Raw genomic sequence first — 20,502 nt, 5'->3', positions numbered from 1 at the left:
AAAGCCCCATAGAAAGCCAAAAATAAAAAGGAGGAGAAAACAATGGCTCTGAAAGTAGCGATCAACGGGTTCGGGCGCGTGGGGAGGCAGGTCCTCAAGGCGCTCCTTCAGAAGTATCCCCAGGTAGAGGTGGTGGCCGTCAACGATATCACTGATGTCCCGACCAATGCCCACCTCTTCAAGTACGACTCCAACTATGGGAAGTTCCACGGCACCGTCGAGGCCGGCGAGGGAGAGCTCATTATCAACGGCAGGAAGATCAAGGTCCTCGCGGAAAAGGACCCTGCCAAGCTTCCATGGAAAGATCTCGGCGTGGTGATGGTCGTTGAGAGCACGGGCATCTTCACCAAGGCTGAGAAGGCGAAAGCTCACCTTGATGCCGGCGCCAAGAAGGTCATCATCTCGGCCCCCGCGGAAAACGAGGACATTACCATCGTGATGGGTGTCAATGAGAACGCCTATGATCCCGCGAAGCACCACATCATCTCCAATGCCTCATGCACCACGAACTGCCTGGCCCCGGCGGCAAAGGTGGTCCATGACAATTACAGGATCCAGAAAGGCCTCATGACCACCATTCATGCCTACACCAATGATCAGAAGATCCTGGACCTTCCCCACAAGGACCTGAGAAGGGCCCGCGCCGCCGCCATGAGCATGATACCCACAAAGACAGGCGCAGCCAAGGCCGTTGCTCTCGTGATCCCCGATCTCAAGGGAAAATTTGACGGCTTCGCGATAAGGGTTCCCACTCCCACCGTGTCTGTCGTGGATTTTGTGTGCGTGCTGGAGAAGAACACCACCAAGGACGAAGTGAACGCCGCCTTCAAGAAAGCCTCGGAGAACGAGCTTAAGGGCATCCTGGGCTACAGCGAAGAGCCTCTCGTGTCGATAGACTACAAGGGGGAAGAGCACTCGAGCATTATTGACGCCCTCTCCACCAAGGTCATCGGCGACAACCTGCTGAAAGTGGTGGCCTGGTACGACAACGAGTGGGGCTACTCGGTGCGCATCGCCGATCTTGTCCACTACATGGCTAAAAAAGAGAGTCTTGTCACCGTATAAGGAGGTTCCAATGGAAAAGGCAACAGTGCGCGACATCGACGTGAAGGACAGAAGAGTCTTGGTCCGCGTCGATTACAATGTGCCTCTCAAGGGAGGTGTCATCAAGGATGACACGAGGATCAGAGAGTCCCTCCCTACCCTTAAGTACCTTATGGATCATGGAGCCAAGGTCGTCGTGGCGTCACACCTCGGAAGGCCCGAGGGGCAGGTCGTGCCCGAAATGAGCCTCAAGCCGGTGGCCGCCCGTCTTTCCGAGCTCCTTCACCGCGAGGTGAAGATGCTCTCCGACTGCATAGGGCCCGAGGTGGAGCGCGAAGTGATGGCCATGAAGGCCGGTGATGTCGTCATGCTTGAAAATCTCCGCTTTCACAGAGAGGAGACCAAGAATGACAGGGAGTTCTCCAAGAAGCTTGCCTCCCTGGCGGAAATATATGTTGACGACGCCTTCGGCACAGCCCACAGGGCCCATGCCTCGACCTACGGCGTGGCGGAGCTTCTCCCCGTTGCCGTGGCGGGCTTCCTGATGGAAAAGGAGCTCGCGAACCTTGGGAGGCTCGTAGCGCAGCCCGACCGTCCCTTTGTGGCCGTCCTCGGCGGCGCCAAGGTGACTGACAAGGTGGCCGTGCTCAAGAACCTCGTGGGGAAGGTCGATGCGCTGCTGATAGGCGGCGGCATGGCCTTCACCTTCCTGAAGGTCCAGGGGCACAGCATCGGGAAGTCGCTCCTTGATGAAAATGAAGGCAATGCCCGGGAGATCCTGGAGCTTGCGAAGGAGAAGAATGTGACGCTTGAGCTTCCCGTCGATGTCGTCGTGGCCGCTGACAAGGACAGCACAGGCGGCACTGTCGTCTCTGTTGACGCGATTCCCGCCGACATGATGGGCGTGGACATAGGCCCCGGGACGGTGGAGCTCTTCAGAAAGCAGCTTCTTGCTGCCAGGACCATCTTCTGGAACGGCCCCATGGGTATTTTTGAAAACAAGGACTTCGCCAGGGGCACCCTGGAAGTGGCGAAGATCCTGGCCGAGAGCAAAGCCCTTACCTGCATAGGCGGCGGTGACTCCGTCGCGGCGGTGAAGCAGCTCGGCTTTGGCGACAGGATGACCCATCTTTCCACGGGCGGCGGCGCCTCCCTTGAGTTCATGGAAGGGAAAGAGCTTCCCGGTGTTGCCATTCTCAAGGAGAAGGCGGCACTCACGGTGAAAGGAGCAAGGCCATGAGAACCCCCCTGCTTGCAGGAAACTGGAAACTTCACAAGACAGTGAGGGAGGCGAAGGAGCTTGTCGAGGAGCTTCACCGCGCCATAGGGAAGCTTTACGAGAGGGAAGTGGTGGTATGCCCCCCCTTCACGGCTCTTCAGGCCGTGTCTTCGATCCTCGACGGCAAGACCATAAAGCTGGGAGCCCAGGATCTCTTCTGGGAGGAGAAAGGAGCTTACACCGGCGAGGTTGCTCCTCTCATGCTGAAGGACGTGGGCTGCACTTACGTGATCATAGGCCACTCGGAGCGAAGGAAGTATTTTTCCGAGACCGATGAGTGGGTGAACAGGAAAGCCAAGGCAGCCCTGGAGGCAGGCCTTATTCCCATCATCTGCGTGGGCGAGAGTCTGGCGCAGCGTGAAGAGGGAAAAACAGTGGATGTGGTCACCACCCAGGTGCAGGCGGCCCTGAAGGACCTCACGGCATCACAGGTTGAGCGCGTGGTGATCGCCTATGAGCCCATCTGGGCAATAGGCACGGGTAAGAATGACTCGCCGGTCGAGGCGCAGAAAACCGTAAGCACCATAAGAAATGTCATGGCGGCGCAGGCAGGCGATGAGAGCGCCGGGAAGGTGAGGATCCTTTACGGCGGGAGCGTAAAACCTGACAACATAGACAGCTTCATGAAGGAGCGCGACATAGACGGCGCCCTTGTGGGCGGCGCGAGCCTTACTTGTGAGAGCTTTTCCCGCATTGTGAAGTACGAGGCCTGATCCCTTGACAGGCATATCGGATAATGATACAATCTTGAAGTTACTTTACTGTGAAGGGGACATGGTATGATACTCAACTGGATATACAAAGCAATGCTCTTTCTTGCCCAGGCCCAGACGCCCGTGGAATTGAATCCCGCCGTGAAGCAGGTGCCGCCTCCTGTAATGCCCCATCAGCCGGGAAATATTTTGATCATTGTGCTTCAGGTGATCTATTTCCTTGTCTGCGCAGGGCTGATTGCCGCGGTTATGCTGCAGACCACCAAGTCGGAGGGCCTTTCGGGCATGCTCGGGGGCGCCACGCAGTCAGTCTTCAGAGGAAAGAAGAGCGTCGAGGAAAAGATCGGCCTCATTACTTCTTATCTTGCCGGAGCCTTCATCGTCGGATCCCTTGTGATCTTCATGCTGATGAAGAATCTGATCAAGTAGGCACAGGCGAAGAGGCTCAGGGAAAGGGGCGTCATGAAACCACGAATGCTCCTGGGGGCGGCAGTCCTTTTCATGGCCTGTGCCCTGCTGCTGCAGAGCTGTGCTGTGAAGGGGCCGGTGAAGCAAGAGCCACCCATAAAGATAGGAATCCTCGGCTGCCCCTATAACCTGAACCCGCTCCTTCCCCGTGAAGCCTGCGGCGACGAGATAGTCAACGTCATGTTCCGGGGCCTCGTGGATTGGAACGAAAAGTGGGAGCTTTTCCCTCTGATGGCAAAGGAAGTCCCCTCCCCCGAAGCGGGAACCGTCGTGAGGAGGGGAAGGAGCTCCATGGCAATGGAGTTCGCCATAGACGGGAGAGCCCGCTGGTCTAACGGCCTTTTCCTTGAAGCCCCGGATTTCATCTTCTTCTATCAGATGGCAGTCTTTCCCGGCCTGCGTGGGGCCAATGACAGCTGGGCCCGCTCGGTGGACAAGGTCAAGAGTCTTGGAGAAGACCGGGTGGAGGTTTCATGGAAAAGTCTTGATGCCGGCTCCATGAAGTACCTCAAGGCCTTCCCGAGGGAGCTCCTCGAGGCAAAGATATACGAGAACGCCCAGGAATTCTTCAAGGAGCCTTACCGTTACGAATTGATCTGCAACGGGCCTTACGTGGCGGCCAATGTCAAGCTCGAGAGAGAACGGATCACCTCCCTCTCTCTTCTGAGGAATGACGAATACGGCAGGAAAAAGGCCGCCCTTTCCCGTTTCGACGTGAAATTCTTCCCCTCAAGGGATGCCTTTGAGTCCGATCTTTTCGGCGGGGCCTTCGATATCATGCCCTCCCTCACGTACAGCGAGGGAAAAATGCTCTCGGAAAACGAGAAGTTCTCCGTCTATTTCACTCCGGGATCGTCGGTGGTAACACTCTTTTTTGACATGGAATCACCGCTCCTTGAGGAGAAGGAGCTCAGAAAGGCCCTCCTTCTCTCCCTCAACAGGGAGGAGCTGGTTAAGAATGTGTATGAAAAGGGTGGAAAACCTGCGCAAAGCTGGCTTGCGGAAAGGCACCCTGCCTACGTTTCAGCTTTTTCAGGCTATCAATACAGCCAGAAGTCCGCCCTTGAAGCTCTCAATGCCATCGGCTGGAAGCGCGACGCAAGCGGCACCTGGAAGAGCGGGAACAAGGCTCTCACGCTGCGCCTCTATTATGCCGACGAGTCCCTCTTTGCCACGGTGGCCGCGACGGTGAAAAAGGAGTGGGAGGCCCTGGGCATCACGGTAAGCGAAGAAAAGGTGCGCTCGGAGAATTTCTTCACCACCCTTGCGCAGTACCGGAAGAATGCCTACCCTTCGGTGATCCTCTCCTCTCTTGAGGCTCCCCCCTGGGTGTCACCGGGCACCTATTTCGGCTCAAAGCCCATAGACACCGTGAGGGATTACTCTGCGAAGTCCCACTTCTCGCGGTGGAATTCGAAAGAAAATGAGGAGCTCTGCAAGGCTTTTTCGGAAGAGCTTGACACCAGGAAAAGGAATGAAATGCTCAGGAGCCACCAGGTACTGGTGGCTGAGGAGCTTCCCCTTGTCCCCCTCTTCTCTGCTCTCAAGGTGAGCGCCGTGAGGAAGGGCTTCAAGAACTTCAACCCCCGCGGCTTCGGCGACAACCTCTGGAACATAGAATACTGGGAAAGGGAAGGCCCCAGATAGTGTCCCCGGCTGCCGATGAGCTCCTGAAAGTAGAAGGGCTCCGCATCTGTTTCATCACCAGGGAATCCACCCTGAAGGCCGTTGATGACGTGACCTTTTCCCTCGGCAAGGGGGGGACTCTCGGCATAGTCGGAGAGTCGGGAAGCGGAAAGAGCATTACCTCTCTCTCCCTCATGAAGCTTGTGCCCCGCCCTGGTAAGGTCGTCAAGGGGAGCATCTTTTTTGACGGACTCGATCTTGTGGCGCTCCCCGAGGAAAAGATGCGGAAAATGCGCGGGAAGGCCCTCTCCATGATATTCCAGGATCCCCTTACGGCCCTCAACCCGGTCCTTTCCATAGGGGATCAGATCGCCGAGAATATTCTGATGCATGAAAAGGTCTCAAGACATGAAGCCCTTGAGAGGACTTCGGCACTCCTTGAGATGGTGAGGATTCCCTGCGGCAGGAAAAGGCTCAGGGACTATCCCCATCAGTTCAGCGGCGGCATGCGCCAGCGGGTCATGATCGCCATGGCGCTTGCCTGCAGCCCCAGGCTGCTTATTGCCGATGAGCCCACGACAGCCCTCGACGTGACTGTTCAGGCAGAGATCATGAGGCTTCTCGGGGAGCTGAGGGAGAATTTCCAGATGGCCCTCCTCCTTATCACCCATAACCTTGGCCTTGTGCGGCAGACCTGCTCCTCTCTTGCGGTCATGTACGCCGGCACCATCCAGGAGCAGGGAGAGACGGAGGCCCTCTTTTCAACACCCCTTCATCCCTATACACAGGGCCTTCTCAACTCGATTCCCCGGCTCAGGGGAGAGGAGAAGGGGAGACTTGTCCCCATTGAGGGCCATCCCCCCTCGCCTGCCGAGCAGATTGGCGGATGCCTTTTTCATCCCCGCTGCGCTTTTAGGATAAAGGGCCTCTGCGAGAGCGAGTCCCCTCCGGTAGTGGAGGCTGAGCAGGGGCATTCTGTAAAGTGTTTCCTTTACCGTGACAGGGAGCGTAAGGCAAAGTGACTGCCCCGGCTTCCGGAAAAGGTGACCATGGCTGGCACGATCCTTCTTGAAGTAAAGGATCTGAAAAAACATTATACCAGGGGCGGCGGATTTCTCTCCTCCTCGGCGAGGGAGACAGTGAAAGCCCTGGACGGAGTCTCCTTTTCCCTGGAAGAGGGGGAGACCCTGGGCCTTGTGGGTGAGTCAGGGTGCGGCAAGACCACCCTGGGAAGGCTGGTGCTGAGGCTCATAGAACCCTCGGGAGGGGCGATTCTCTACCGTGGAATCGATATGGCAGGCCTCTCCCCCCGCAGGATGAGAGCCCTCAGGAAGGAGCTCCAGATAATATTCCAGGATCCCTATTCATCACTTGACCCCAGGATGAACATCAGGACCATCATTGAGGAGCCTCTTGCCATCAACGGCATGGAGCGGCGCGAGCGCGGGGAGAGGGTAAAGGAGCTTCTCGACTGGGTGGGTCTCCCCGAAGAGTGCCTCAGGCGTTACCCCCATGAATTCAGCGGCGGGCAGCGCCAGCGCATAGGGATTGCCAGGGCTCTCTCGCTCAGCCCGCGCATGGTCGTGGCCGATGAGCCTGTATCAGCCCTGGACGTGTCAATTCAGGCGCAGATCGTGAACCTGCTCCTGGATCTGCAGGCAAGGCTCTCCCTCTCCTATCTTTTCATCTCCCATGACATCTCGGTGGTCCGCTATGTGAGCAGGCGGATTGCCGTCATGTACCTCGGGAGGATCGTGGAGCTCGGGAGCGCCGTGCAGGTCTGCGAGAGCGCCGCTCACCCCTATACAAAGCTCCTGCTGGCCTCGGTGCCCGATATGCTCTCAAAGAGCCAGGCGCCGCAGGAAAGCGGTGACGTGCCCAATCCCGTCCATCCTCCAGGGGGCTGCCATTTTCACCCCCGCTGTGCTCTTGCCGCCGATATCTGCAGGCTCCGGGAGCCCGAAGACTTTGATGTTGAGGAGGGCCACAGCGCGGCATGCCACCTCCTTGCCCCCGGAAGGGAGCGATAAAGAGGACTTGCCTGTCCCATAGAGAACTAGAGGAGAAGTTTAGAAAGGAGACTTTCCTTCCATGAAAAAAACATTCCTGCCACTGGTGGCTGCCCTTATCCTGATTGTGGCGCTTTCCTTCCCTGTGAAGGCGCTTCCCGCAGATGACCAGGACTCGAAAGACTCTTCCCAGGGCGCGGGCTACACCTTCATCCGCGACAATATCGGCCTTTCTGTCGATGACGAGGGGAAGATGACGCAGAGCGAGAACGAGCTTATTAAGATAATCGACAAAAAAGGCGTGGAGCGCTTCAGCCAGGTGGTAAGGACGTATTGTGGTGACAGGCAGGAAGTCTCCGTTATCATGGCAAGGACCATCCAGCCTGATGGCACGAGCATCCAGGTCCCCTCGACGGCAATAGAGGACGGGCCTTTCCCGGCCCTCAAGGGGGTCCCTCTTTACAAGAATCTCAGGGTAAAGATCATCAAGTTCCCCCAGGTGAAAGAGGGGAGCCTTGTGGAGTACCAGCTGAAGACCATAGGCCTGAAGCCTTACCCGGGACAGCCCTTCTGGGAGACCTCCTTTACCCAGGACATGGGAGGCCTCCGGGAGACCTCCTTTTTCCTGGAGGTGCCCCGGGCAAGAGTGGTCCACTACTTCACCCCGGGCCACAAAAACGGCATGTATGAGCCGCGGGTGAGCACCCAGGGGGGGCGGAAGATCATGACCTGGCAGTTCAGGAACGTGGAGCCCATAAGTGAAGAGATTGCAATGCCTCCCGTGCAGGATATCGCCTCGCGCATCCTGGTCGGGAGCTTTACCTCATGGGATGAAGTGGGAACCCTGCTGAGGTCACTGATGGAGAGCCATCTTGCCTGCACCGCCGCCATGAAGGAGCACTTTGCCCGCGAGGTGGGCAATACTACCGGCGAAGAGGCCCTGAAGAAGATTTACCGTCTCCTCCTCAAGGAGAGAGAAGTGGAAAATATCGGCTTTGGGACCGGCGGCTACGAGTTCAACGACGCTTCAGCCCTCTACAGCGAAAAAAATGTCATCTCCCGTGATTTTGCCCTCCTTGTCCTCGCCCTTCTCCGGGACGCGGGGATTGAGGCATACCCCGTGCTCGTAGGCTCCTCCGCCATGGGGGGGATCTACAGGGAGATCCCCATAATTCAGCAGTTTGATACGGTACTTGTCATGGCCAGGGTGGAGGGCAAGCGCTACTGGATCGACGGAACAGGTGTCTCCACGGAGCTCGGCCTCCTCCCCTCGGAGATCCAGGGAAGGCCGGCCCTCATTGTCTATGACAAGGGCACAGAGCTCACCACCACCCCCTGCTCGAACTACGAGGCCAACAGGGAGGAGCTGAGGGGGGAGATAAAGCTTGGCGCTGACGGCTCCGTTGACGGCGTGATAAAGATGAGCGAGTACGGGGCAAACAAGCTTCAGTGGCAGCGTATCTACAACGCCGTAGGAACGAAGGAGAAGCAGAACCTTGCCAGGGTTCTTGCCAGCCAGGTGAATCCTGTTGCCATGGTCCTTGATTACACCATCAGGGACGGAATGTACGAGGAGGTCCCCTTCTCGATCATGATGCGCTTCATAATCAATGATTTTATCGAGAAGTCCAATGATGAATGGACCTCGAAGCTCCCTCTGATGGGCGGGGGCGAAATGAAGGATCTGCTGTCGATCGATGCCTCAAAAAGGAAATGGCCCATCGTGGTGGGCAGTGCCTTCCAGGAAGACAGGAGGTTCCACCTGATTGTCCCCCCGAGCGTATCGGTGAAGAGTGCACCCCGGACCCTTCTCAAGGAGAATTCCGTGGGATCGTTCCAGGTGGTGTGCAACGCCCAGGGCTCCGATATCAACTACTACAGCAGGCTTACTGTGAAAAAGGGTATTGTGGAGCCTTCTGAGGCCCCCGCCCTCATTGAAATTCTCAATGCTGCCGTGGAAGCCCAGAAAGCCCTTATCACCTTTGAAAAGCGCTCTCCCCTCTAGAGAGGGGCATGGGTACGTGAACGATGCGGTACCGGTGCCATGCAAAAGTGAATATGACCCTTTCCATCCTCGGGAGGCGCGGTGACGGCTACCACACGATAAGGAGCATCTTCCAGGCAGTTGCTCTTCATGATGATCTCGCCGTCGAGCGCTCTTCATCGGGCATAGGGCTTGAGGTGAGAAGCCCCTTTCCCGGAATCCCCTCGTCCGGTGAGAACCTTGTTATCCGTGCCGTCCGCGAGGTGATGGCCCACCGCGGTGTCTCCTGCGGCCTTGAAATGGTCCTTACCAAGAGAATACCTCCCGGCGCCGGCCTGGGAGGCGGGTCGAGCGATGCCTTCGCCGCCATCAGGGCCCTTGACGGGCTGCTCTCACTTGAGCTCACCGAGGACGAATACCTTGAGATTGCGGCACGGATCGGCTCCGATGTCCCCTATTTTTACTATGGAGGAACGGCAATGGTGACGGGGAGGGGGGAGCATGTGACGCCTCTTGCTGATTTCTCGGACCGCGAAGCGGTCATCGTGATGCCCCCCCGTGCCATCTCCTCAAAGGATGCCTACCGGTGGTGGGATGAAAGGAGCGGCTCCTCTCATCAGGCCCTTCAAGATGCCCGGTCCTGTGCCACTCTGCCCGACGAGGCTTCCCTCGTTATCGGAAATGATTTTGAGGAGGTCATTTTTTCCCGCTATCATGAAATTGCCCATATCAAGGAAAAGCTCCTTGCCCTTGGATGCGAGGCGGCATCTCTTACGGGGAGCGGATCGGCTGTCGTGGGGTACCACCGTGAAAAGGGGAGGCTCAGGGATTTTGCCGGAGCATTCTCCGGTGAGTGCCTCGTCATTCCCACCACTACCCTCAGGAGGTCTCAATGCATGACGTGATAATTCTTGCCGGCGGGAAGATGGAAGAGGAGTTCCGTGCTCTCTATGACGTGGAGCACAAGGCCTATATCCCGCTCCATGGAAAAATGATGGTGCAGTATGTGCTGGAAGCCCTTTCCGGGGTGCAGGAGCTCTCCCGCAAGGTGCTCGTGGCGCCCTCGCTTCCCGTGCCTCCCCTGGTCGGCGAGCATGTGGATCACGCCGTGACGGGAGGCTCTTCGATGGTGGCATCGCTCCGTGCCGGCCTTGAGGCCCTTCCCTCGCCCTCTGAGAAAGTTCTTGTCATGCCTTCCGATATTCCCCTTCTCACGGCCGGTGCCGTGGAGGAGTTCCTGCGGGGGTGCCGGGAAAGGCAGGGCTCAGTGTGCTATGCCTATGTAGAGAAAAGCGATTCGGAGCGGTCTTATCCGGGGCTCCGTCATACCTATGCGAGGCTCCGTGAAGGCACCTTCTGCGGAGGGAGCCTCGTGCTCCTTGAGCCTGCCGTCTTCCCCCAGTGCGAGAGACTCTTCACCACCCTCACCGCCGCGAGGAAAAACCCCTTCCAGAGCGCCTCCATGCTAGGTCTTCCGATAATCCTGAAGTTTGCGGCAGGCCTTCTCTCCCTTGCCGATCTTGAGAAGAAGATAACGGCCCTCCTTGGCGCCCCGGCGGTGGCCGTGAGGATCCGCCAGGGGAACGCCGCCTTCAACATCGACGACCTGGAAGTGCTGAGGTTCGCAGAGCGTCTTCTCGCGTGATGCCAGGGTCTTCCCTGCCCAGAGAGGAGTTTCTCTCTTGCTGGAGAATATTACCATTTTTCAGAGAGAAAAGGCGCCATGGCTCTTCGATAAACCATCAAGGGATTTCTACGTGTCATGGCTTCCTGATACTATTGCGAGAGAGGTGACATATGGGGAAAGGTTCAGCAAAGAAGCCGGGAGAGCCCAAGTGCAGAGGCTGCGGAGGCCTCCTGGAAGGAAAAGAGGTTGTCAAGGTAGGAGGCAACAAATGGCATAAGGAATGTGCCGAGCAGAAGGGGAAAAAGATCCCGAAGGAATATCAGTCCGCTTCCTGAGGGCAGCCATCACTCCGTGAGTGGGACAGAGATGAGATGGAGCACCATCTCTTTTCTCTGATACGGGAAGAAAGAGCAAGGAGGACAAGGAAAGGTGAAAAAGTACAGTGCTGAAAAGATAAGGAACGTGGCATTTTTCGGGCATGGCAGCACGGGGAAGACCTCGACGGGCGAGGCCATGCTTTTCAATACCGGCGTTCTTGACAGAATGGGGAAGGTGGAGGATGGCAACACCGCCCTGGATTTTGATCCCGACGAAGTGAAGAGGGGCATATCCATTTACACGGCGCTGGCGCCCTGCGAGTGGAAAGAGCACAAGCTCAACTGCCTCGATGTGCCGGGCTTTCTGGATTTTATAGCCGAGGTGAAGGGGTCTCTGCGCGTCATCGAAGGGTGTGTCCTCTTTGCCTCTGCAAACGTGGGCATGGAGGTGGGCCTGGAGCGGATGTGGGATGAAGTCGAGAAAAATTCCATCCCTGCCATGCTCTTTGTCAACAAGATGGACAAGGAGAACTCCGATTTTTACAAAGTCGCGAACGATCTCAGCGAGAAGCTCGGCAGGCCCTGTGTTCCCCTCCAGGTCCCCATCGGGTCTTTTGATACCTTTGTCGGCTATGTGGACCTCATCACCGAGACCGCTTATAAGTACCAGGGGGGGAAGGCCCAGAAGGCCGATATACCGGCAGACCTCAAGGATAAAGTCAAGGAATACCGTGATAAGCTCGTGGAGGCCGCCGCTGAAGGCGATGACGTGCTTATAGAGAAGTTCATCGGAGAAGAGAAGCTCTCCGTTGAAGAGGTGAAGAAGGGCCTCAAGGGCTGCGTGAAGCAGGGGAAGCTCATCCCTGCACTCTGCGGCTCTTCGGTGAAAAACATAGGCGTCGATGCCCTGATGGACGCCATCATCGAGTACATTCCGTCACCTGCCGAATGCGGTCCTTACGAAGGAGTCGATACCAAGACAGGCGAGAGGATCAAGCGCATGGGGACTGATGCCGAGCCTTTCTCGGCGCTTGTCTTCAAGACCACGGCTGATCCCTACGTGGGAAAGCTCACCTTTATGCGCCTCTTCTCGGGCATTCTGAAGAGCGACTCAGTGGTGTACAACTCCAAGAGAGAGAAGGATGAGAAGATCGCCAACCTCGTGGTGGTCCGCGGAAAGCACCAGGACATAGTGGAAGAGGTGCACTCGGGTGATATCGTCACCGTGGCAAAGCTCACTGACACCACGACGGGCGACACGCTCTGCACGAAGGACAAGCCAATCCGTTACGACGACATAGAGTTTCCCGAGCCAGTCATGGCGATGGCCATCTATCCAAAGAGCAAGGGCGATGAGGACAAGCTCAGCTCAGGCCTCTCCAAGATAAGCGACGAGGATCCCACGGTCCGCGTAAAGCGCGACACCGAGACCAAGGAGTCCATCATCTCCGGCATGGGAGAGCTCCATGTGGAGATTGTCAAGGACCGCCTCAAGAGGAAGTTCGGTGTTGACGTGGACCTGGTGACGCCGAAAGTGGCTTACAAGGAGACCATAAGAACCGCCGTCAAGGTCGAGGGAAAGCACAAGAAGCAGTCGGGCGGCCGCGGCCAGTACGGCCACTGCTGGCTCGAGCTGGAGCCCCTCGAGAAGGGCAAGCATTTCGAGTTCGTGGACAAGATCGTGGGAGGCGTCATACCGAGGAACTATATCCCCTCGATTGAGAAGGGCATCCGCAAGACCATGGAGGAGGGATGCATCGCCGGCTATCCCATCACTGACATCCGAGTCGCTGTCTATGACGGCTCCTACCACACGGTGGATTCCTCCGATATGGCCTTCCAGATAGCGGGGAGCCTGGGCCTCAAGAAGGGCATGGACATGGCGAGCCCCTGCCTGCTCGAGCCCATCTATGATGTGGAGACCCTGGTGCCCGAGCAGTTCATGGGTGACGTGATAGGCGACCTCAACGGGAAGCGCGGCAGGATAATGGGAATGGATCCCCTTCCCAAGGGTCAGCAGAAGATAAGGGCCCAGGTGCCCCTGGCGGAAGTGCAGCGCTACTCAATCGATCTCAGGTCCATGACCCAGGGCAGGGGCGTCTATTCCATGAAGTTCTCCCACTACGAGGAGGTGCCGGCCCAGATCGCCGAGGGCATCATTGCCGCTTACAAGAAGGCAAGGGAGAAGGAGGAATAGGAGAAGGATATTTTTCTGCCGCAAAGAAATATGACGGACTGACAAAGGAACCTTCAATGAATTTTGACCATGAGAAAAGGAGGGGGATTGTGAAATTCACCAGAATCTCGTTCATCTTGGTAGGGCTGCTCGTGATGGGCTGCCTGTTCTTTTACGCTGGCTGCGGAGGCCAGGGAACGCCGGGCGGCGCCATGCTGCCTTACGGCAATTATAACACGGCTTCGCCGAGCCCCTCGGTGAGCGGCTCTGCCACGCCTTCGCCGACGGGCACGAGCTCGCCCGGCACGGGCAAGGAGACCACCCTCGCCCAGGGCTTGACCAATGCCTTTGACCTGGCGCTGTCATCGGACAACACGTATGTGTACTGGACCCAGACCGGCGGCTCGGGCGGCGTGTACGCTGCCAAGACCGACGGCACCACGACGACGCCTCAGGCGCTTGCTACGGGCACGTCAGGCGCCAATGCCTACTCGATCTGTGTATCGTCTGCAGGCTACCTGTATTACTCGCAGTTCGTGGGCACGGGGCAGGGCACCATCATGCGCCTCAAGATTCCCACGACGACGGGGGGATCGTGGGGCACCGCCGAGACCTATGTGAGCGGTCTTACGAACCCTGCGTGGGTCCGCGAGTCGAACGGGATTATCTACTGGACGGAGTTTGTGCAGGCGAACGGCCGCTTCCGCCGCATCCAGTCAAGCTACACGACGCAGCAGATACCGACGGGGGGCTATACGACGGCCAGCACAGAGGTGGAGACCATCAACAGCTCCCAGGGATTCAACTATCCCTACCGCTTCATCCTGGATTCCACCACCAACAACGCTATCATTGCCGAGCTTGCGGGCTCAGGCTCCAACATCTGGATCACGGGGATGACGAAGGACTCGACGCCGTCGAAGATCTTCACCGATGCCCAGACCTGCCGCTACCCCACGGGCCTTGCCTATGACAACTCCAACAATTACGTGTATTACGCCAACTACCAGGCCGACACGGGGGTGTACCGCTTCAAGATCAAGCAGACGTCGGGAGTATACGAAACGGTGACGACGCCTGAAGCCACGGTGGAGACGGGTCGCTGGCGCGCGTTCTACCTGTTTGGCCCTTCTGCGGGAAAGGTATATTTTTCAGTGAACGAGACGCGGGCAAACGCGGGGAGCATTTATTCCGAGGATGTCAGCAAGATTACCGACGCGGCGGTGAACGTGCTGGGGAGCAACACGACGGCCACGTCGCCTCTGCAGTTTGTGATATCGGCCGGCAAGTATTACTGGACGGAGGACCCGGACTTCAACACGACGACAGCGACATGCACGGGAAGCAGCAACTGCCGCGTGATGAAGTATGATCCCACCGGGAAATAGGGAAAGAAAAGGATTGAGCGGGAGTAAAGTGGGCCGGGCGACCGGCCCACTTTTTTCTCTTCCCTCTTAAAGGGAAAATCCCGGGGAAAGAGAAGTTCATGGGCACTCCCCTGTGCAGGCCCCAGGTAGCCTGCAGGGGAAGGCATAGCAAGGAGGGATCTCATGAAAAAATCTTATTTCACCTTAGGAGCGGTCATCTTTCTCGTGCTCTTCATGATCGCGCTTTTCCTGACGGAGGGATGCAACAGCGGCTCATCAAGCTCCTCTTCGCCGAGCCCCTCGGTGAGCGGCTCTCCCAATCCATCGCCGAATCCGACTGGCTCGCCCAGCACGGGCAAGGAGACCACCCTCGCCCAGGGCCTCACCAATGCCTTTGACCTGGCTCTGTCATCGGACAACACGTATGTGTACTGGACCCAGACCGGCGGCTCGGGCGGCGTGTACGCTGCCAAGACCGACGGCACCACGACGACGCCTCAGGCGCTTGCTACGGGCACGTCAGGCGCCAATGCCTACTCGATCTGTGTATCGTCTGCAGGCTACCTGTATTACTCGCAGTTCGTGGGCACGGGGCAGGGCACCATCATGCGCCTCAAGATTCCCACGACGACGGGGGGATCGTGGGGCACCGCCGAGACCTATGTGAGCGGTCTTACGAACCCTGCGTGGGTCCGCGAGTCGAACGGGATTATCTACTGGACGGAGTTTGTGCAGGCGAACGGCCGCTTCCGCCGCATCCAGTCAAGCTACACGACGCAGCAGATACCGACGGGGGGCTATACGACGGCCAGCACAGAGGTGGAGACCATCAACAGCTCCCAGGGATTCAACTATCCCTACCGCTTCATCCTGGATTCCACCACCAACAACGCTATCATTGCCGAGCTTGCGGGCTCAGGCTCCAACATCTGGATCACGGGGATGACGAAGGACTCGACGCCGTCGAAGATCTTCACCGATGCCCAGACCTGCCGCTACCCCACGGGCCTTGCCTATGACAACTCCAACAATTACGTGTATTACGCCAACTACCAGGCCGACACGGGGGTGTACCGCTTCAAGATCAAGCAGACGTCGGGAGTATACGAAACGGTGACGACGCCTGAAGCCACGGTGGAGACGGGTCGCTGGCGCGCGTTCTACCTGTTTGGCCCTTCTGCGGGAAAGGTATATTTTTCAGTGAACGAGACGCGGGCAAACGCGGGGAGCATTTATTCCGAGGATGTCAGCAAGATTACCGACGCGGCGGTGAACGTGCTGGGGAGCAACACGACGGCCACGTCGCCTCTGCAGTTTGTGATATCGGCCGGCAAGTATTACTGGACGGAGGACCCGGACTTCAACACGACGACGGCGACATGCACGGGAAGCAGCAACTGCCGCGTGATGAAATATGACCCGACAGGCAAGTAAGAAAACCTTTGAAAGCTGACAGAGAGGGCAGGGCAACCTGCTCTCTTTTCGTTGGGAAGTGAGAGAAAGCATGTCGGCGGGGAGGCCAGGCCATGAAAAAAAACATTTCTTCATATTTCCTTGTCCTTGTCATGCTCCTTGTCATCGCGGGGTGCGGCGGCATCGTGCTCTATGCCGACATCAACGGCGGGAGCGCCTGGGGGCCCACGCCCTACCCTTCGCCTGCCCCTTCAATGACGCCTGTTGAGACGGTCCTCGCCACGGGCCGCACCAACGCCTTTGACATTGCCCTCTCGCCCGACGGGCAGTATGCGTACTGGACAGAGAACATCGGGAACGGAGGCGGCGTGTACCGCATAAAAACGAGCGGTGATCCGCAGAACAAGGTGGAGACGGTGGCGGGAGGCTACCCTTCGACATACAGCCTCACCCTGGGGGCCTCAGGGGGCACAAGTTATCTCTATTTCACCCAGAAATCAAGCGTCGGCACCGTCATGAGGCTCAAGGTCCCGGAGCAGAACGAGGGGTGGGGCACTGCCGAGACTTACGTGAAAGGCCTCACCAATCCCGTGTGGATCAAGTTCAACACCGACGGCTGCATCTACTGGACGGAGTTCGTGCAGGCAAACGGCCGCATGAGGCGCATCAATGCCGGTATCCCCTCCTCTCAGGTACCTCAGGGAGGCTTCTCGACGGGTGACTCACAGGTGGAGACCATCAACAGCACCCAGGGCTTCAACTTTCCCTACAATTTCTGCTTTGACGGGAACGGGAATGCCCTCGTGGCGGAGCTTGCAGGCTCAGGCTCCACTATCTGGTTTGTGAAGCTCGCCAAGGACCAGGCGCCTTTCAAGGCCTACACCAACTCCCAGAACTGCCGCTATCCCACGGCGCTCCTCTACGACAACAGCACCAATTTCGTCTATTTCGCCAATTACCAGCAGGACACCGGTATCTACCGCTTTCTCTTCAGCACGGCAGCCATGGTCACCACTGCCGACACTTTAGAAACAGGACGCTGGAGGCCCTTCGCCCTCTCTGGCCCCCATATCGGCCAGCTTTTCTTTTCAGTGAACGAGACGAGGGCCAACGCAGGGAGCATCTACTACGAGAGCGTCAACGACATCACCCTCCCGGCGGTGAATGCCCTCGGCCCATGGACGACATGCACCTCGCCCCTCACCTTTCAATATTCGGGAGGGCTTCTCTACTGGGTGGAAGATCCCGAATTCAATGTGGTGACGGCGGAGTGCGTGGGGAGCACCCAGTGCCGCGTGATGAAATTCAATCCCTCGGGCACCCAGAAGGAATAGAGAAGTCCTTCGCGAATTTTCTGGAAATGCAGCTTCATCGCCGCCCCCATTTAGACTCTCGCGAAAGGGAAGAGATCCCTTACTCGCTCCTTGCCTCGCCTGTCACCAGGAAAATGCTCCGCAACGGCCTCACCGTCCTGGTAAAGGAAGTGTACCCCGCCTCGGTGGTCTGCATTTCCCTCTGGGTCCATGTGGGGTCCTGCCATGAAGATGATCGCGAGGCCGGTATCTCCCACTTCGTAGAGCACATGCTTTTCAAAGGCACCCCTACAAGGCCTCCCGGGCGTATAGCACAGGAGGTCCATTCCCTCGGGGGCTACATCAACGGCTTCACCGCCTATGAGTGCACCTGTTACTGGATTGTGCTCCCGAGCAGGTATTTTAAGACCGCCCTCGAGATCCAGGCCGATGCCTCGAAGCACACCCTTTTTGACGAGGGCGAAATTGCCAAGGAGAGCCAGGTCATCATCGAAGAGATCAGGATGTACGAGGACCGGCCCGAGATGTTCTGTTTTGAAAAGCTCATGGCTGCTGCCTTCAAGGAGCATCGCTACCGTCGCCCCGTTGCAGGGCTTGAATCAGCGGTGGCATCGCTTTCCCGCGATGACCTGGTGAATTATTACCGGAGCCACTACGTGCCCAATAACATGGCATGCGTGGTCGTAGGTGATATCGACACGAAGAGGGCTTTCAACGCCGTAAAGGACGCCTTTGAGGACATGGCGCCCCTCAATGTGCCTGAGAACCCCTCACCGCCCGAGCCTCCACAGTGTGAGGCAAGAGAGGAGCACTACCGCGGCGATATCGGGAGCTCCCATCTCAATATAGGGTTTCATGTGGGAGGTATTTTTGAAGAGGACACCTATGCCCTTGACCTTCTCGCAAGCATTCTGGGCGAAGGGAGGAGCTCGAGGCTTCACCAGGGCCTCAGAGAGAAGCTCGCCCTTGTGAATACCATCGGGGCAAGCATCCTCGCAGAGAGGGATCTCGGCCTCTTTATCGTGGAGGCGACCATGGAGGAGAAGAAAACAGAGGCCACCATTGATGAGCTGTGGAAGCAGATTGCCATGGTGTGCCGCGAAGGTGTCACGGGCCATGAGCTTGCCAAGGCAAAGAACATGGTGGAGAGCTCCTATGTCTTCTCCCAGGAGACCGTCGAGGGCCTCTGCAAGAAACTCGGCTATTATGAGATGCTCGGCGATTACACCCTTGCCGACCGTTATGTCCAGAAGCTCTATGCCGTCTCGAGGGATGACATAAAAAGAGTGGCGGAGCGCTACCTTGTGAAGGAAAACAGCTCCTGCGTTCTCTATGCTCCCCAGGTGAAAGGGGCTCTGCAATGACTGCAAAGATACAATTGGCGACTCCGGATTCAATGAAGATCATGACCCCCTCGGGCAGCACCGTCGTGACGCAGGAGAACCACTCAACACCCATTGTGAGCTTCTGCGTATATTTCCCCGGGGGCGTCATTTACGAGGATCCTTCAAACCAGGGGATTACCTACCTGATGCAGCGCCTTCTGATCAAAGGCACCAGGAAACGTACCGCCGAGGAGATCGCTGGCGAGATAGAGTACCTGGGGGCGACCCTCCATCCCTTTACGGGCAAGGAGGCTTTCGGCGCGTCCATGCAGGCCGTCTCCCGGCATTTTTCCCATGCCCTTGAGCTTTTTGCCGAGTGCCTGATGGACCCCCGGTTTCCCGAGGAGGAGCTTGAAAAGGAAAAAATCAACCTGATCCTGGAGATTGAAAACAAAAAGGATGATATCCTGAGCCACTGCATGGACCTCTGCGAGGAGCGCCTTTTTGATAACAGCCCCTATGGCTTTGATATCATAGGAAAGCCCGGCTCCATCAAGCACATCACCCGCAGGGACGTGGTACAATGGCACCGCAGGTTCTATGCGCCCGGCAGGATGGTCTTCACCCTCGTGGGTGACGTGAAGACCCGCGATGCCATAAAAAAGATTGCCGACGCCTTCAAAGGCTTCAGAACCTACCACGGCTCCCTTGAGAAGCCGCGGATCATGCCCCCTGAGCGCGTGATGAAGCATGTGAGCGAGGAGCGCGACAAGAGGCAGGTTGCCCTCTGCCTGGGCTTTCCCGCCCCGTCCCTTCTCTCCCATGACTATTTCCCCTTCAAGGTCCTTGATTATCTGCTGTCGGGCATGGGGAGCAGGCTCTTTATCACCCTCAGGGACATCGAGGGGCTTGCCTACCTGGTGAGCAGCACCTACACGGCCCGACGCCACTTCGGATGCTTCAAGGCTTACATGCTCACCAGCCTTGAGAAGAAGGACAGGGCTCTCGCAGGCCTTCTCCGTGAGCTCAAGGCCCTCACCGAGGAGGCGCCCTCTCCCGAGGAAGTCGAGAGAGTAAAGCACTACATGATAGGGCTCCATGAGATATCGCTGCAGAGAAAATCCTCCCAGGCATCGCTTCGTGCTTTTTACGAGCTTGCCGGCCTTGGCCATGACTTTGTGGAGCGCTATCCCCGGAGGGTGAGGCGGGTGAAAGGGGAGCAGATAAGGCAGGTGGCGCAGAAGTTCCTCGATACGGAGCGCTTTACCTGTTCGATGATTGCTCCGAAAGGTTGAGAAGCGTCAGGAACTCTTCCATGATGTCGCGGTACTTCGGATCGCTGAGGATGCGCTTGGTGAGCTTCGCTTTCATCTGGGGGTAGCCGGGGTTCTGGATGATGCCCTCGCCGAACTCCTGCTCGAGCGCTGAGGACACCAGCCGGGATGTGGCGTCGGGGAGAAAGTTCTTGGAGTTGGGATCCATTTTCAGGATGTTGTTTTTCGCCGTTTCCAGGAAGCTCTCAAACTTGTCCTTGGGAAGCTGTGTCGCTGCTTCCGGTGACAGAGAGAAGACGTCGTGGGCATCCATGGGCGCCGTCGTCTCCATCTTGGCCTGTTTGAGCTGCTTTTTCTGCTGGAGGTAGAATTCTTCGGTGAGAGGAGCCATTCCGCCGGGCTTGGCCTGCAGGCTGGCCGGATCAATGGGATCCATTTATGAGACCTCCTTGGGCTTTTTCCTCCCCAGTCCTTGAACGGGTCATACCCATGGGGTATAATAGTTCTGGACATGCTGTCTCTTCACCTGCTTGGCATGATCGCCGCGGAGTGCCGGAGTCCCTGGCA

General features: G+C 57.5%; 18 protein-coding genes. 17 read left to right on the top strand and 1 reads right to left on the bottom strand.

Annotation, left to right across the window (positions count from 1 at the left end):
* The first annotated feature begins 42 nt into the window (after nt 1-42).
* From gap to RDV48_09330, 17 genes are all read left to right on the top strand, one after another.
* Nucleotides 43-1,065: a type I glyceraldehyde-3-phosphate dehydrogenase gene (gene gap, locus RDV48_09410; GenBank protein MDQ7822997.1), complete on the top strand. Its 1,023-nt coding sequence runs from the start codon at nt 43-45 to the stop codon at nt 1,063-1,065.
* A 10-nt stretch (nt 1,066-1,075) separates the two neighbouring features.
* Nucleotides 1,076-2,284 (top strand): phosphoglycerate kinase, encoded by a 1,209-nt coding sequence (locus RDV48_09405; GenBank protein ID MDQ7822996.1) that lies wholly within the window; start codon nt 1,076-1,078, stop codon nt 2,282-2,284.
* Entirely contained in the window at nt 2,281-3,036 is a 756-nt protein-coding gene (gene tpiA, locus RDV48_09400; GenBank protein ID MDQ7822995.1) for a triose-phosphate isomerase, read from the top strand. Before RDV48_09405 ends, tpiA begins: the two co-directional genes overlap by 4 nt.
* Before the next feature lie 66 nt (nt 3,037-3,102).
* Nucleotides 3,103-3,465, top strand: coding sequence for a preprotein translocase subunit SecG (secG, locus tag RDV48_09395; protein MDQ7822994.1), 363 nt, complete (start codon nt 3,103-3,105; stop codon nt 3,463-3,465).
* A gap of 33 nt (nt 3,466-3,498) precedes the next feature.
* Nucleotides 3,499-5,151: an ABC transporter substrate-binding protein gene (locus RDV48_09390; protein MDQ7822993.1), complete on the top strand. Its 1,653-nt coding sequence runs from the start codon at nt 3,499-3,501 to the stop codon at nt 5,149-5,151.
* Nucleotides 5,151-6,152 (top strand): ABC transporter ATP-binding protein, encoded by a 1,002-nt coding sequence (locus RDV48_09385; protein ID MDQ7822992.1) that lies wholly within the window; start codon nt 5,151-5,153, stop codon nt 6,150-6,152. Before RDV48_09390 ends, RDV48_09385 begins: the two co-directional genes overlap by 1 nt.
* A 27-nt stretch (nt 6,153-6,179) precedes the next feature.
* On the top strand, nt 6,180-7,160 hold the full coding sequence (locus RDV48_09380; GenBank protein ID MDQ7822991.1) for an ATP-binding cassette domain-containing protein: 981 nt from the start codon (nt 6,180-6,182) through the stop codon (nt 7,158-7,160).
* Nucleotides 7,161-7,221: 61 nt separating this feature from the next.
* A complete protein-coding gene (locus RDV48_09375) occupies nt 7,222-9,144 on the top strand; it encodes a DUF3857 domain-containing protein (GenBank protein MDQ7822990.1) in 1,923 nt (640 codons plus the stop codon).
* Between the two features lie 23 nt (nt 9,145-9,167).
* The gene (gene ispE / locus RDV48_09370) at nt 9,168-10,028 is read left to right on the top strand and encodes a 4-(cytidine 5'-diphospho)-2-C-methyl-D-erythritol kinase (GenBank protein MDQ7822989.1); all 861 of its coding nucleotides are present in this window, start codon (nt 9,168-9,170) and stop codon (nt 10,026-10,028) included.
* Entirely contained in the window at nt 10,016-10,768 is a 753-nt protein-coding gene (locus tag RDV48_09365; protein ID MDQ7822988.1) for a nucleotidyltransferase family protein, read from the top strand. Before ispE ends, RDV48_09365 begins: the two co-directional genes overlap by 13 nt.
* 152 nt (nt 10,769-10,920) lie before the next feature.
* Entirely contained in the window at nt 10,921-11,085 is a 165-nt protein-coding gene (locus tag RDV48_09360) for a hypothetical protein (protein ID MDQ7822987.1), read from the top strand.
* 94 nt (nt 11,086-11,179) lie between these two features.
* Entirely contained in the window at nt 11,180-13,264 is a 2,085-nt protein-coding gene (gene fusA / locus RDV48_09355; protein MDQ7822986.1) for an elongation factor G, read from the top strand.
* Between the two features lie 89 nt (nt 13,265-13,353).
* On the top strand, nt 13,354-14,631 hold the full coding sequence (locus RDV48_09350) for a hypothetical protein (protein ID MDQ7822985.1): 1,278 nt from the start codon (nt 13,354-13,356) through the stop codon (nt 14,629-14,631).
* A 162-nt stretch (nt 14,632-14,793) separates the two neighbouring features.
* Entirely contained in the window at nt 14,794-16,044 is a 1,251-nt protein-coding gene (locus RDV48_09345; protein MDQ7822984.1) for a hypothetical protein, read from the top strand.
* A gap of 92 nt (nt 16,045-16,136) precedes the next feature.
* Nucleotides 16,137-17,357: a hypothetical protein gene (locus RDV48_09340; protein ID MDQ7822983.1), complete on the top strand. Its 1,221-nt coding sequence runs from the start codon at nt 16,137-16,139 to the stop codon at nt 17,355-17,357.
* The gene (locus RDV48_09335) at nt 17,312-18,700 is read left to right on the top strand and encodes a pitrilysin family protein (protein MDQ7822982.1); all 1,389 of its coding nucleotides are present in this window, start codon (nt 17,312-17,314) and stop codon (nt 18,698-18,700) included. Before RDV48_09340 ends, RDV48_09335 begins: the two co-directional genes overlap by 46 nt.
* Entirely contained in the window at nt 18,697-19,956 is a 1,260-nt protein-coding gene (locus tag RDV48_09330; GenBank protein ID MDQ7822981.1) for a pitrilysin family protein, read from the top strand. The genes RDV48_09335 and RDV48_09330 overlap by 4 nt, the downstream gene beginning before the upstream one ends.
* Here RDV48_09330 and RDV48_09325 read toward each other — a convergent pair.
* Nucleotides 19,925-20,371 (bottom strand): hypothetical protein, encoded by a 447-nt coding sequence (locus RDV48_09325; protein ID MDQ7822980.1) that lies wholly within the window; start codon nt 20,369-20,371, stop codon nt 19,925-19,927. The genes RDV48_09330 and RDV48_09325 overlap by 32 nt on opposite strands.
* Between the last annotated feature and the right edge of the window lie 131 nt (nt 20,372-20,502).

Source organism: Candidatus Eremiobacterota bacterium (assembly GCA_031082125.1).
In the GTDB taxonomy this organism is placed as follows: domain Bacteria; phylum Vulcanimicrobiota; class CADAWZ01; order CADAWZ01; family Ess09-12; genus Ess09-12.
The sequence above is the reverse complement of the archived record's forward strand: the minus strand, read 5'-3'. Positions and strand labels throughout refer to the sequence as shown.

Bases quoted from the DNA above. Each gene is read 5' to 3' on its own strand.
- gap (MDQ7822997.1), top strand. From the start codon at position 43: ATGGCTCTGAAAGTAGCGATCAACGGGTTCGGGCGCGTGGGGAGGCAG.
- RDV48_09405 (MDQ7822996.1), top strand. From the start codon at position 1,076: ATGGAAAAGGCAACAGTGCGCGACATCGACGTGAAGGACAGAAGAGTC.
- tpiA (MDQ7822995.1), top strand. From the start codon at position 2,281: ATGAGAACCCCCCTGCTTGCAGGAAACTGGAAACTTCACAAGACAGTG.
- secG (MDQ7822994.1), top strand. From the start codon at position 3,103: ATGATACTCAACTGGATATACAAAGCAATGCTCTTTCTTGCCCAGGCC.
- RDV48_09390 (MDQ7822993.1), top strand. From the start codon at position 3,499: ATGAAACCACGAATGCTCCTGGGGGCGGCAGTCCTTTTCATGGCCTGT.
- RDV48_09380 (MDQ7822991.1), top strand. From the start codon at position 6,180: ATGGCTGGCACGATCCTTCTTGAAGTAAAGGATCTGAAAAAACATTAT.
- RDV48_09375 (MDQ7822990.1), top strand. From the start codon at position 7,222: ATGAAAAAAACATTCCTGCCACTGGTGGCTGCCCTTATCCTGATTGTG.
- ispE (MDQ7822989.1), top strand. From the start codon at position 9,168: ATGCGGTACCGGTGCCATGCAAAAGTGAATATGACCCTTTCCATCCTC.
- RDV48_09365 (MDQ7822988.1), top strand. From the start codon at position 10,016: ATGCATGACGTGATAATTCTTGCCGGCGGGAAGATGGAAGAGGAGTTC.
- RDV48_09360 (MDQ7822987.1), top strand. From the start codon at position 10,921: ATGGGGAAAGGTTCAGCAAAGAAGCCGGGAGAGCCCAAGTGCAGAGGC.
- RDV48_09345 (MDQ7822984.1), top strand. From the start codon at position 14,794: ATGAAAAAATCTTATTTCACCTTAGGAGCGGTCATCTTTCTCGTGCTC.
- RDV48_09340 (MDQ7822983.1), top strand. From the start codon at position 16,137: ATGAAAAAAAACATTTCTTCATATTTCCTTGTCCTTGTCATGCTCCTT.
- RDV48_09330 (MDQ7822981.1), top strand. From the start codon at position 18,697: ATGACTGCAAAGATACAATTGGCGACTCCGGATTCAATGAAGATCATG.
- RDV48_09325 (MDQ7822980.1), bottom strand. From the start codon at position 20,371: ATGGATCCCATTGATCCGGCCAGCCTGCAGGCCAAGCCCGGCGGAATG.